The organism is Flavobacterium limnophilum (genome assembly GCF_027111315.2).
Taxonomy (GTDB): domain Bacteria; phylum Bacteroidota; class Bacteroidia; order Flavobacteriales; family Flavobacteriaceae; genus Flavobacterium; species Flavobacterium limnophilum.
In genome coordinates this window covers 2,210,160-2,222,991 of sequence record NZ_CP114289.2, presented here as the reverse complement: position 1 = coordinate 2,222,991, position 12,832 = coordinate 2,210,160, and the positions used below count along the sequence as shown (strand labels likewise).

The 12,832-nt window shown below is 41.6% G+C and carries 12 protein-coding genes, 3 tRNA genes and 1 rRNA gene; 6 read left to right on the top strand and 10 right to left on the bottom strand.

Features of this window, described 5'->3' with window-relative positions:
* Nucleotides 1-56: 56 nt before the first annotated feature.
* On the bottom strand, nucleotides 57-818 hold the full coding sequence (locus OZP13_RS09080; RefSeq protein ID WP_281299407.1) for an SDR family NAD(P)-dependent oxidoreductase: 762 nt from the start codon (nucleotides 816-818) through the stop codon (nucleotides 57-59).
* 3 nt (nucleotides 819-821) lie between these two features.
* Nucleotides 822-1,907, bottom strand: a complete 1,086-nt coding sequence (locus OZP13_RS09075; RefSeq protein WP_281299406.1) for a mandelate racemase/muconate lactonizing enzyme family protein — start codon at nucleotides 1,905-1,907, stop codon at nucleotides 822-824.
* A 190-nt stretch (nucleotides 1,908-2,097) separates the two neighbouring features.
* On the opposite strand from OZP13_RS09075, the gene OZP13_RS09070 reads away from it, so the two are divergent.
* The gene (locus tag OZP13_RS09070; RefSeq protein WP_269239773.1) at nucleotides 2,098-2,952 is read left to right on the top strand and encodes an AraC family transcriptional regulator; all 855 of its coding nucleotides are present in this window, start codon (nucleotides 2,098-2,100) and stop codon (nucleotides 2,950-2,952) included.
* Nucleotides 2,953-3,413: 461 nt separating this feature from the next.
* On the top strand, nucleotides 3,414-5,648 hold the full coding sequence (katG, locus tag OZP13_RS09065) for a catalase/peroxidase HPI (protein ID WP_281299405.1): 2,235 nt from the start codon (nucleotides 3,414-3,416) through the stop codon (nucleotides 5,646-5,648).
* A 116-nt stretch (nucleotides 5,649-5,764) separates the two neighbouring features.
* Here the strand turns inward: katG and OZP13_RS09060 are convergent, their stop codons facing one another.
* The 8 genes from OZP13_RS09060 to OZP13_RS09025 all read right to left on the bottom strand — a co-directional run bounded on the left by OZP13_RS09060 (nucleotide 5,765) and on the right by OZP13_RS09025 (nucleotide 10,160).
* Entirely contained in the window at nucleotides 5,765-6,145 is a 381-nt protein-coding gene (locus OZP13_RS09060) for a hypothetical protein (protein ID WP_281299404.1), read from the bottom strand.
* On the bottom strand, nucleotides 6,142-6,495 hold the full coding sequence (locus tag OZP13_RS09055) for a hypothetical protein (protein WP_281299403.1): 354 nt from the start codon (nucleotides 6,493-6,495) through the stop codon (nucleotides 6,142-6,144). Before OZP13_RS09055 ends, OZP13_RS09060 begins: the two co-directional genes overlap by 4 nt.
* An 18-nt stretch (nucleotides 6,496-6,513) precedes the next feature.
* Nucleotides 6,514-6,792 (bottom strand): YtxH domain-containing protein, encoded by a 279-nt coding sequence (locus OZP13_RS09050; RefSeq protein ID WP_269239770.1) that lies wholly within the window; start codon nucleotides 6,790-6,792, stop codon nucleotides 6,514-6,516.
* Between the two features lie 459 nt (nucleotides 6,793-7,251).
* On the bottom strand, nucleotides 7,252-7,857 hold the full coding sequence (locus tag OZP13_RS09045; protein WP_269239769.1) for a class I SAM-dependent methyltransferase: 606 nt from the start codon (nucleotides 7,855-7,857) through the stop codon (nucleotides 7,252-7,254).
* 15 nt (nucleotides 7,858-7,872) lie between these two features.
* Nucleotides 7,873-8,334, bottom strand: a complete 462-nt coding sequence (locus OZP13_RS09040) for a hypothetical protein (RefSeq protein WP_281299402.1) — start codon at nucleotides 8,332-8,334, stop codon at nucleotides 7,873-7,875.
* Between the two features lie 7 nt (nucleotides 8,335-8,341).
* Nucleotides 8,342-8,989 (bottom strand): HAD family hydrolase, encoded by a 648-nt coding sequence (locus tag OZP13_RS09035; protein ID WP_269239767.1) that lies wholly within the window; start codon nucleotides 8,987-8,989, stop codon nucleotides 8,342-8,344.
* Nucleotides 8,990-9,143: 154 nt separating this feature from the next.
* Nucleotides 9,144-9,551 (bottom strand): MFS transporter, encoded by a 408-nt coding sequence (locus OZP13_RS09030; RefSeq protein WP_281299401.1) that lies wholly within the window; start codon nucleotides 9,549-9,551, stop codon nucleotides 9,144-9,146.
* Between the two features lie 9 nt (nucleotides 9,552-9,560).
* Nucleotides 9,561-10,160, bottom strand: coding sequence for a nitroreductase family protein (locus tag OZP13_RS09025; RefSeq protein WP_281299400.1), 600 nt, complete (start codon nucleotides 10,158-10,160; stop codon nucleotides 9,561-9,563).
* A gap of 624 nt (nucleotides 10,161-10,784) precedes the next feature.
* On the opposite strand from OZP13_RS09025, the gene OZP13_RS09020 reads away from it, so the two are divergent.
* The 4 genes from OZP13_RS09020 (at nucleotide 10,785) to OZP13_RS09005 (ending at nucleotide 12,767) form a co-directional block, all read left to right on the top strand.
* A 16S ribosomal RNA gene (locus tag OZP13_RS09020) occupies nucleotides 10,785-12,298 on the top strand.
* Nucleotides 12,299-12,444: 146 nt separating this feature from the next.
* A tRNA-Ile gene (locus OZP13_RS09015) sits at nucleotides 12,445-12,518 on the top strand.
* Nucleotides 12,519-12,611: 93 nt separating this feature from the next.
* Nucleotides 12,612-12,688 (top strand) — tRNA-Ala (locus tag OZP13_RS09010).
* A 2-nt stretch (nucleotides 12,689-12,690) separates the two neighbouring features.
* Nucleotides 12,691-12,767: transfer RNA gene (locus OZP13_RS09005), tRNA-Lys, on the top strand.
* Nucleotides 12,768-12,832 lie beyond the last annotated feature (65 nt).

Genomic DNA, 12,832 nt, shown 5'->3' with positions numbered 1-12,832 from the left:
TAATTAAAAAGTTGAACCCAATTATTTTGTTCAAAACTAAAACTAATCCAAGCCAATTAAAAATTAACCGTTGCACCACCATCAACAGGCAGTACTACGCCGGTGACATATCTTCCGGCTTGCGAACTAAGATAAACGGCTGCGTTGCCAATATCTTCGGGTTTTCCAAAGTCGGGCAAGGCTATCCGATTGATGATTTTTTGTTTGCGATCCTGGTCTTGGTTGATGGCATTCAAAAACATGTCCGAGGTAATCCAGCCCGGAGCGATGCAATTGATTCTCACATTGTCACGAGAATATTCGGTAACCAAGTTGTTCATCAAGCCAATCAATGCAGTTTTAGAAGTTCCGTAAGCCGAAACTCGGTCAATCCCGAACAATCCCGCCATCGAACTAATTAGGATAATGGAACCACTTTTTCTTTCCAACATTCCTTTGGCCACTTCACGTGTCAAGGCAAAAACACTCAACAAATTGGTTTGAATGATTTTCAGGAATTCCTCGTCGGTGGTTTCTTGCGCCCATTTTTTCAAATGGATTCCGGCATTGTTGACCAAAATGTCAATCGAACCAAATTTGGATTCTATTTCTGTTACCAATGTTGGAATGTCATCAAGAATACTCAAATCGCTTACGATATAATGGGCATTTTCGCCTAATGTTTCGCAGGCATTTTTCAGGACATCTTCTCTACGTCCTGTGATGATTACTTTGGCTTTGGCATTGACAAATTCTTGGGCAATTCCCAAACCTATTCCAGTTCCGCCACCCGTAATCAGTGCTGTTTTTCCTTCGAGTGAAAAAGCTTCTAAACCCATAAATTATATTTTTTTCAAGTAATCGTCAATAAAATTAAATCCCCATCCCGGTTGTTGGTGTGGATAGGCAAAACCGTCTTTTACCAACATTGGATTATCGATATAATCATCAATCCAATCAAAAGATTCTGCACCAACTCCATTTGGAATGGTACACAACAACGGCACATCATAATCTTTGTAATAATGTGGTAATACCGGAATGTGAAATCCTGCCGCAATGGACGCGCTTTCTCTCCAAGCTTCGACACCGCCTATTCTCAAAATATCGGGTTGCCAAATATCAATTGCCTTGCGTTTGATTAATTCGATAAGCGGTTGGGTGTTGAATTCCCTTTCGCCCATGGCCAAAGATATTCCTGTTTGATTTTTCAAAGTTTGATAGCCATCAAAATTTTCGTGGTGCAAAGGTTCTTCAAACCAATAAATATTCAAGTCGTTGGCGGCTTTCGCCAATTGGATGGCTTCTGGCAATTTCATACCCTGATTCGCATCAATCATGATGTTGACATTGTCACCAACGGCTGCTCTCACTTTTTTTAAACGCTCCACGTCGGTTTTCCAATTCGGGCTACCCACTTTTATTTTCACGGCCTTAAATCCGCGATCCACGTAATTGGTCACTTCTTCAATCAATTCGTCGATGGAATAGGAAATCCAGCCTCCGGAACCGTACAAGGAAACTTTTTCTTTGTGGGTTCCCCATAATTTCCAAAGCGGTTGTTGCAAAGCTTTGCCCCAAGCGTCCCACATTGCAATGTTGATGGCGCCTTGAACCCAACGCAACAATCCATTTTGTCCAAAATATTCGTGTAAATGGTTCAGTTTGTCAAACACCAATCCCGTTTCGTTTACCGAATGTCCGATCACGGCATCCATGCAATCTTTCAAGGCGCCTTTGATGGCTTCCGGCGAATATTGGAAAGATAGTAAATAGGATTCTCCCACAATTCCGTTGCGGAGTTTCAAGCGCAAGACCACAAACGAAATTTCGCTGAGCGTGTGCGTGGCATCGGATATGGGTTTCTTTAAAACACTGACTAATTTGAATAGTTCGATTTCCTGTATTTGTAATTCTTTATTGTTCATATAACTAGTATTTCTTTTCGTAAATAAATTTAGGTAAAATTAAGGGTATTTAGAATTATCGCTATTAACTCAATTATCTAAATTGTGCATTATTTTAGCATCCAAAAGAAGATAATGTCTTTTTGATGTTTAAAAAAGTCTATTTTTGTTTTGATGAATTTATTTTACAACAATAATTGAGTAGTTTTCAATGAAAGCAGAATACAGAAATGTAATGGACAGTAACGAACATTCGTTGCGGGTTTCGTTTTTTCAGGACATTGAATTTCCGGCTTCCTGGCATTTTCATCCACAATATGAACTGACTTACATTGTCAGCAGCAGCGGAATGCGCTATGTTGGCGACAGTATCCATAATTTCAGCAAAGGCGATTTTGTGCTGGTTGGAACCAATTTGCCCCATTCCTGGAAAACAGTTGGAGTACAAACTTCAAAAGTGGAAGCCGTCATTATCCAATGGAACGAAGATTTGCTGGGCAAGGATTGGATGCAAAAACCAGAATTTTACAACATTAAAAAAATGCTCGAATTGTCCGCCAGAGGCATCAAGTTTCCAGTCAATGCAGCCGTTAAAATGGAAGAAATGCTTATGGATTTGGTCGATTTTCCGCCATTCGAAAAACTAATGCGTTTTGTGGAATTGTTGAACGAACTTTCCAGTAAAAAAGAATTTATGCTTTTGTCGTCGTCGAGTTTCAAAACCAATATTACCACTGAAGACAGCGATAGAATAAGCATTATCCAGGGGTATGTAAAAAACAATGTTCAATCCAAAATACAACTTTCGGAGGTTGCCAGTTTGGTTGGACTTACCGAAGTGTCGTTTTGCCGCTATTTCAAAAAAGTGCACAACAAGACATTTGTTACTTTTTTGAATGAATTTCGGATTGCTTTGGCTTGCCAATTATTGATCGAAAAAGACCATACGGTTTCGGAAATTGGCTATCAATGCGGTTTCAACAGCATCAGTTTGTTTCACCGATTGTTCATTCGTTTCATCAAATTGACACCTTTGGAATATAGGAATAGTTATAAATCCATCTAAAGTAAATTGACCTTTTTGTTCTATTCAAGATTCCTGAAAATAATTCAATAAATTGAAAAAGAATAACTTGATTTTTGAATGAGCATTAATCAAAAAACGGCGAGTAGCCATAAAATACTTTTTTTGATTTTTAATCTTATTGCCAACTCGTTTATAAGCGATGCGAACCTTCGCAAATCTCCCCAAAAATGGGTGTGTAAACGAAGGATTATTCTGTTTTATATTTCTTTAAAAAATACAAGTAAATTATTACGAATAATAAAAAAGACTTTTTTATTTACTTTCCACTCCACGCTATCCTGTTGTTCAGCAATCTTTTAATTAATTCTTACTCGATCAGTAATTTACATTGCAATTTTTAACGGGAACCATAGTTTTTATCTATTTGAAAATGACTGGATAAGGAAAATTATTGGTAAATTAGCAATGAAAATTTTTAAAATTAATAACTATCATGCATTATGGAGAATAACGAAAACAAGAACCCCTCGGCGGCAGGCAACGGCGAGAGCAAATGTCCCTTTTCGGGAGCAGGTTCAAAGCAAAGTGCCGGATCGGGTACAAGAAACGCTGATTGGTGGCCCAACCAGTTGAAATTAAGCGTACTTCGCCAACATTCTTCGCTGTCCAACCCGATGGGAGAAGATTTTGATTATGCCGAGGCTTTCAAGAGTCTTGATTTGAAGGCTTTGAAGCAAGACCTTTTTGCCCTGATGACCGATTCCCAGGAATGGTGGCCAGCCGATTACGGACATTATGGCCCTTTCTTTATTCGAATGGCTTGGCACAGCGCGGGAACTTATCGTATTGCCGACGGTCGGGGTGGAGGAGGTGCCGGAACCCAACGATTTGCACCACTCAACAGTTGGCCCGACAACGTCAATCTCGACAAAGCCCGTTTGCTGCTATGGCCCATCAAACAGAAATACGGCAAGAAAATCTCTTGGGCTGACTTGATGATTCTGGCCGGTAATTGTGCCCTGGAATCAATGGGATTAAAGACTTTTGGTTTTGGTGGTGGTCGTGCCGATGTTTGGGAACCCAACGAAGACATTTATTGGGGTTCTGAAAGCAAGTGGCTTGAGGATAAACGTTACACCAGCAGTCGCGAATTGGAAAAACCTCTCGCTGCCGTCCAAATGGGATTGATTTACGTGAATCCAGAAGGGCCAAACGGCAATCCTGATCCATTGGCATCCGCCATTGACATTCGTGAAACCTTTGCCCGTATGGCAATGAATGACGAAGAAACCGTAGCGTTGATTGCCGGCGGGCACACCTTTGGCAAGACCCACGGTGCAGCCGACCCAAACCAATATGTTGGTCCTGAACCTGCAGCAGCCGGTATCGAGGAGCAAGGGCTTGGTTGGAAAAACAGCTTTGGAAGCGGATGCGGAGAAGACACCATTAGTAGTGGTCTCGAAGGTGCTTGGACGACCACGCCCACAAAATGGAGCAACAATTATTTAGACAACCTGTTTGGATTCGAATGGGAGTTGACCAAGAGTCCTGCCGGCGCACACCAGTGGAAACCAAAAGCTGGAGCCGGAGCCGGTACCGTGCCGGATGCCCACAATCCTTTGAAGCATCACGCTCCAACAATGCTTACCGCTGACCTCGCCTTGAGGGCAGATCCTGTTTACGAGAAAATTTCAAGACACTACCATACCCATCCTGAGGAGTTTGCCGATGCGTTCGCTCGCGCCTGGTATAAATTGACACACCGTGACATGGGGCCAATAGCCCGTTATCTTGGTCCGGAAGTGCCTACAGAAGAACTAATCTGGCAAGATCCAGTTCCGGCTGTCACCTATCAAATGATTGACGCCAATGACATTGCTGCTTTAAAAGCTAAAATATTGGCTTCGGGACTTTCCGTGTCCCAACTGGTGTCCACGGCTTGGGCTTCGGCATCAACGTTTCGTGGTTCGGATAAACGGGGCGGTGCCAATGGTGCCCGTCTTCAACTGGCTCCGCAAAAGGATTGGGAAGTCAACAATCCAGCCCAATTGGCGAAAGTGTTGGCAATACTAAAAGATATTCAAGCAGAATTCAATGCTGCCCAAACTGGCGGAAAACAACTTTCATTGGCCGACTTGATTGTTTTGGCTGGATGTGCCGGAATCGAGAAAGCAGCGCAGCAAGCTGGGCAAAATGTGACTGTTCCTTTCAGACCGGGAAGAGCCGATACTACGCAAGAGTTGACCGATGTGGAATCTTTTGCCGTTCTCGAACCGGAAGCGGATGGTTTTCGAAACTACATGAAGACCCAATACACGGTTTCGGCTGAAGAAATGTTGGTGGACAAGGCGCAACTCTTGACGCTGACTGCACCCGAAATGACGGTTCTCGTGGGCGGTATGCGTGTGCTGAATGCCAATTTTGACGGGTCAAAAAATGGAGTGTTTACCAAAAGACCGGAGGCCTTGACCAACGACTTTTTCGTGAATCTGCTTGACATTGACACAATTTGGAAAGCCTCTTCAGGGTCTCAAGATGTTTTTGAGGGACGTGATAGAGTTACCGGTGAACTCAAATGGACGGGGACTCGTGCCGATCTAGTCTTTGGTTCCAACTCTGAACTTCGTGCCTTGGCCGAGGTTTATGGATGCACCGATTCACAAGAGCAGTTCGTGAAGGACTTTGTGGCAGCTTGGAACAAGGTGATGCAACTTGATCGCTTCGACTTAGTTTAATTGCAGGGTTCTTCTTTGTATATTTTGAAAGGTGGTCTGGCAACGGATCGCCTTTTTTATTTGTGGTAGCCTATCCCTACATCTGCCACATTTAATCTTTTTAAAAGAATTGTCTTTTAGTTCTTTTTTTTGAAAAAGTGGTTCAGGAGATTTCCTCCAATGGTTTTAATGCCGTCAGTATGTTTGGCAACCGTATTGGCAACCGCAAATTCGAACAGTGTTCCAAATATTTTTTTAATTGGATTATGGGTTGCTCCCAATAAAAGTTTCTTGGAAAGAAATCCTGTGCCAAGGCCAATGACATTGCTGACCAAATCATTTCTTATTTCGGGTGAAGCAGTTACTTGGTGAAACAGGTTTTTGACAAGATTGATGGGTTTTATGCTTTCATAAGCTAAATCAAATTGATTCTTGAGTTGAGCCAAATCATTGGCATATTTCAGTTCTTCGACCAAAATCAATTCGTTTAATTCGTCGGTTTCGTTTCTGTTTTTCATGCCGTTTTTGGTTTCAACATTTGTTTGATAATGGAATTGCTAACTGGATATTTTAGCCACTGATTACGGAATAGATGGAGAATAATGGCCAGCAGTGCATAGCAACCGCCAATTATGAAAAAGCCGTAAAAGGCATCGCCAAGCAATTTTCCTAACCATAATGCCGTACCTATGGAAACAATCAAGACTGAAAACACAACTGTCATAATAATGGCTAGCCGCGAAGCGAGAGACGAAACCACGTCGGCCGATTTGTCTATGGCGTGTAGTTTCAACAAATTCAGGGTTGTTTTGCCATAATCTTCCGCCCGGTCAAAAAGTGTTGCTATTGGGGTTGTATCGTCAGTCATAATGTGTTTTTTTATGGATTATAGTGATTCCGTATGGTCATCATTTTTTAATTCAGCAAACTCCGCTTTGCCATTTTCAGACATTTCCAGAGCAAATTCTTTGGCGCTATGCAGTTTTTCTGAAATGGTGTCTGCAAACTCGTTGTATTTTGATTTTAGTTCGTCGGCATAATCATTTCCTTTGTCCCTGATTTGTTGGCGCGTTACCGACCCTTTTTGCGGTGCAAACAAAATCCCCAAAATTCCTCCTATGGCCAATCCTGCCACTGTTCCTAATACTACTTTACCTGTACTCATAATTTTTTTTTATTAAATTGTTAATGATTCTATTACTGAATTGTGTTTTAACTGCATTGACCCAACAGCAACCAGATAATCACGAAAACGATGATGGTGCCAAAGCAGCCACCACCTAATTTGTTGGCGCCATAACCGGCTATTAATCCTTTGAAGATGTTGTTCATGGTGTTTGGTTTTAGTGTATTTCTTTAGCTGTTTACTTCTTAATTGCAATAATGTAAAGGTGGGGGACTTTGCAGGGAATTGTTTTATATTACTTTTATAAAAAGTTGCAAGATTAACAGGTTGCAAAACGAGGAACTTTCTGGGTTCGGATAGTGGAATTACTATATTTTCCGGGCTATGAAGCGAAGATTGGATGATTTTGGGTAGCTGCGTTGTTTTGTGCACGGATTAATTCATCCTTTTATTTCAAATGGATTAAGAATCAATGGTCATGTTTGCAATAAATTCGATTTACTTATTGGCAGTGATTAAAAACACGGAATAGTCGTTCGTTGATTTTGTTATTGTGCTGGCATTTTGAATTTTGATGTTTTTAAATCCAGCATTTTTAACCATTTGTGCAAATTCGTCCCGGTCAAATCCGCAATGAAAGACACCGGTATCTTCGGTGTGGAAGGAACCGTCTTCGGTATCAAGATCGGCAATGGCGATTGTTCCGTTGTCTTTGAGCAGCGAGTGAAATTTTTTGAACAATGCCAAAGGATTTTCAATATGATGAATGGTCATGGACGAAATGATGGCGTTGAATTTTCTGTCCAATGTTTCCTTGGTCAAATCTATTTGCACGATTTGAAGTGGGGATTTGATTTCCTCTTTTTTCGACTTTAAAACGGCAATCATTGAATCCGAAATATCCACAGCGGTAATTTCGCCCACATAAGGAGCGATTTCAGACAACAACAATCCCGTGCCGGAACCGAAGTCCATGACACTCATTTCTTTCGAAAAAGAGACTTCGTTCAAAATGGTTTGCGCAATGGCACTCACGTTTTGGGTTCTAGACATTTCATTGTCGTAGTCTTTTGCCTTTTCTGCAAAAAAATCTTTTGGTTCCATTTGTTGTTTATTTAATTACAATCTCATTGTGGCTTCCAAGGCGCTAGTGTCTATAAATAAATCTAAAGCATCATTGATGTTGGGGACAATAATGTCGACATGTTTTAATATTCCCGTGTGAATGCCTTCGGCTTGCAGTGTGGCTATAGCTAATTTGGCGTGTTTAAATTTGCCAATGTCAATTCTGGCGTTGCCAATGGCGGCCGTTTTTTCAGTGTCCAATTCAAGAAACAGTTTCTCTTTTTCCTCTTGGGTCCCTCCTTTTTTGAAAGCGATGCCCAGTTCGTTGCACATTTCCAGACCATTTCCTCTGTGGTCGCCAGAGAACAAAATTACATCAATTCCCAGTTTTTTTAATTGATCCAGTCTCTCTTTTACACCGGACACGATTTTTCCGTGTACAGCGATGGTGCCGTTTAAGTCTAATACTATGGTAGTAATTTCGAGATTGCCAATGCCGGGGATGTCGTATTGCATCGTTTTTTTATAAAATTGAAATTAAGTCCAATGGATGTTTCAGGATGAGTTTGGCTCCGTTTTCCATCAATTCTTCTTCCGGTCGATATCCCCATATTACGCCCACTGCGTGCATATTGGCATTGGTTGCCGTTTGCATGTCAATGCCGGAATCTCCCACGAAAATCATTTCTTCGGGTTTTAATCCCCAATTTTTGCTGATTTCCACGGCTTCAAAGGGATTGGGTTTTTTGAGTGATTCGATGCTTAAGCCCACAATTGGATTAAAATAACCAGGAAACAGGAAAGCAGTGATTTCTTTGGTCAATGCATCCGCTTTGTTCGAAAACACGCTTAGTTGGATGTTGCGGGATTTCAATTCATCCAATAATTCGACAATTCCGTTGTAGGGTTTGGTTTGATTGGTGCAATTATCGCGATAGATTTCAACCATCAAATCGTAGCAACGTTCAATTTGGTTTTCATCATTATGGTTTTCAGGCAATGATTTGCTCACCAAATTCCTAAGTCCGCTTCCAATGAAATATTGATAATCGTCATAACCGTGGGTAGGGTAGTCGAGGTCTTGAAGAACCTTGTTCATCGCATCTGCAATGTCTTCCAATGAATTGACCAATGTTCCGTCTAAATCAAAAATAATTCCTTTGAACTTCATTTTATATTCTTTAAATCAATCGAAAGTATGTGGTTTTCGATTGTTGTTTGGGGATGAGCGGCAAAGGTAGGGATATTGTTTTTTTCTTGTTCATTTTTCTTGCCTTGACTTTTATTTATGGCGAATTCCCCATAATTAGGATTTTGGTTTTTTATTATCCTATGTCTTGAAGGTCTGTAATAATTCTCTCTTCTGTTGGTCTCAAAAAAGCAAGATATGCAATTAGCAGTATTCCCAATAGCTGAAATTTTGGACTCACGAACAAGATTAAAAATGCTGCACCTTCCAGAATGGCCCAACGAATAATGGAAGCCGTTTGGTAAATAGGTAAATTTTCTTCGGAATTTAATTTAGGATTGGCTTGCTTTAATTGTGATTTGAACAAGAAATTACTCAAAAAGAATGCTAAAAAAGGAATAGCAACAAATACAATTTCCGATGAATCAATATTTTTAATATTTAAGCTGTCGATTGAAAGATTCCCTATCATAAAATAGGCAACAATTATTCCGGCGCAAATGGCAAGATGTATGGTTTGAAGGGTTTTGATTTTCTGGCTCATAATTTGGGTTTAAATAGTTTCGATTACATCCTCCAACAGTCTTCTGGATTTTGGTGTTATTTCAAGTCGGTTGGAATCCTCATCCGCACCGTAACCCACAGCCATTGCAAACAGTGGTTTGTAGGCTGTCATATTAAGGATGGTCTTGTATTTGTCCGTTTCTATGCCTTCCATTGCGGTTGAATCCAGCCCCATTGCCATACTGGCCGTCAAGCCCACACCCAAGGCAATATACACTTGTTTGGCCATCCAATTTTTTAATTCAGCTTCTGTCTGGCTAGATTTTATTTTGTGGTACATTTCTTTTCTGAATTGTGGAAATTCGTTGTCCACCACTTTCTCGAAAGCATCCAAATCATCGACTACACTAAAGACAACCAACAGTTGCGCTTGGTTTATTTTTTCGGTATTATGCATCGAAACGGAAGCCAATTTGGCCTTGATTTCCGGATTTTGCACAAAGGTAAATTTCCAAGGTTGAATGTTTATGGAAGAAGGAGTGAGGCGCAAGATTTCTTTCAATTCCTCGATTTTTTCTTGTGGTACGACTTTGTGAGCGTTGTACTTCTTGGCGGTATATCTTTTTTGTATTAAAGCTAAAATGTTCATGGTTGTGGTTTTAATGTTTTTATGGCAACGCTCCGTCCTGAAATAATTATACAGCGTATTAAATAAATCGGGTTAGAGCCATACAAATATAATTATTAATCCTAAACTTACCGTACAACTGCTTTTTCACAATTAAAATTTTATTATGGTTCTTTCCTCTTTTCCTCAAGTTCCAGGATTATAGATGAGCCTGGTTCTGGAAAAGTGGATTACCCCCTTTTTTGGCACTTTTTTGAGGTACCACAACCTAGGTTTATCTGTGGTTTGTATAAAACTTTGATTAGGAGCTATTTGGGTTTGCTAAATTTTGAAATACACAAATGAAATAAATTAAGAAGCGAATGAAAAAAAATATTTTTCAAAAAAACTTCACGAAAAGCTTGCCAGAAAGGAAAGGCTTTGTTACTTTTGCACCCGCTAAACGAAAGAATGGCGCTCAAGTAAAGACGACGATTTATCGCGTCTCGCTTAAAAAAAAGAAAGACACGTTCCTAGACATATTGAATTGACAGCCGTCCCGATTTATCGGGACAATAATAAAGAGAGTAAGAGAATCGGAAGATTTAAAAAACCACTAGAATTTGAGTCGAATAACAATAGCTTAATTTATTAAGCAAACAATATACGATGAAGAGTTTGATCCTGGCTCAGGATGAACGCTAGCGGCAGGCTTAACACATGCAAGTCGAGGGGTATTGGTTTTCGGACCAAGAGACCGGCGCACGGGTGCGTAACGCGTATGTAATCTACCTTTTGCAGAGGGATAGCCCAGAGAAATTTGGATTAATACCTCATAGTATTATAGTATGGCATCATATTATAATTAAAGTCACAACGGCAAAAGATGAGCATGCGTCCCATTAGCTAGTTGGTATGGTAACGGCATACCAAGGCTACGATGGGTAGGGGTCCTGAGAGGGAGATCCCCCACACTGGTACTGAGACACGGACCAGACTCCTACGGGAGGCAGCAGTGAGGAATATTGGACAATGGGCGCAAGCCTGATCCAGCCATGCCGCGTGCAGGATGACGGTCCTATGGATTGTAAACTGCTTTTGTACAGGAAGAAACATCCCGACGTGTCGGGACTTGACGGTACTGTAAGAATAAGGATCGGCTAACTCCGTGCCAGCAGCCGCGGTAATACGGAGGATCCAAGCGTTATCCGGAATCATTGGGTTTAAAGGGTCCGTAGGCGGTCTTATAAGTCAGTGGTGAAATCTCCCCGCTCAACGGGGAAACGGCCATTGATACTGTAGGACTTGAATTATTAGGAAGTAACTAGAATATGTAGTGTAGCGGTGAAATGCTTAGAGATTACATGGAATACCAATTGCGAAGGCAGGTTACTACTAATGGATTGACGCTGATGGACGAAAGCGTGGGTAGCGAACAGGATTAGATACCCTGGTAGTCCACGCCGTAAACGATGGATACTAGCTGTTGGGCGCAAGTTCAGTGGCTAAGCGAAAGTGATAAGTATCCCACCTGGGGAGTACGTTCGCAAGAATGAAACTCAAAGGAATTGACGGGGGCCCGCACAAGCGGTGGAGCATGTGGTTTAATTCGATGATACGCGAGGAACCTTACCAAGGCTTAAATGTAGATTGACCGGACTGGAAACAGTTTTTTCGCAAGACAATTTACAAGGTGCTGCATGGTTGTCGTCAGCTCGTGCCGTGAGGTGTCAGGTTAAGTCCTATAACGAGCGCAACCCCTGTTGTTAGTTGCCAGCGAGTCATGTCGGGAACTCTAACGAGACTGCCAGTGCAAACTGAGAGGAAGGTGGGGATGACGTCAAATCATCACGGCCCTTACGCCTTGGGCTACACACGTGCTACAATGGCCGGTACAGAGAGCAGCCACTGGGTGACCAGGAGCGAATCTACAAAACCGGTCACAGTTCGGATCGGAGTCTGCAACTCGACTCCGTGAAGCTGGAATCGCTAGTAATCGGATATCAGCCATGATCCGGTGAATACGTTCCCGGGCCTTGTACACACCGCCCGTCAAGCCATGGAAGCTGGGGGTGCCTGAAGTCGGTGACCGCAAGGAGCTGCCTAGGGTAAAACTGGTAACTAGGGCTAAGTCGTAACAAGGTAGCCGTACCGGAAGGTGCGGCTGGAACACCTCCTTTCTAGAGCCTTAGTGTTAGCAGCAATGCACGCTAGGGAAAGAAGACGAAAAATTATTTTGGAAAGAATCCAAAGATTTGATTACTCTCGCTGTTAGTTCAAATAATACACGTAAAACCTGAAACAGGTTTTATTTTTAAGAAAAGAGTGTCTCGTAGCTCAGCTGGTTAGAGTACTACACTGATAATGTAGGGGTCGACAGTTCGAGTCTGTCCGAGACAACTATTTTAGGCTTAAAAAAAGGAAATTTTAGAGGTTGAGTGAAGCCGTTTTAAGTACTGTTAACTGAAAACTGTTAACTGCCGACTAAAAAATGGGGGATTAGCTCAGCTGGCTAGAGCGCCTGCCTTGCACGCAGGAGGTCAACGGTTCGACTCCGTTATTCTCCACCAAAGAAGATTCAGCAAAATGGTGCTGGAGCGTCCCGATTTTTCATCGGGAAGGTCAACGGTTCGACTCCGTTATTCTCCACAGATGCTGAATCAAGTTCAGCATAAAAGTTCATTGACATATTGAGATAAGAAATAATAAAAAGT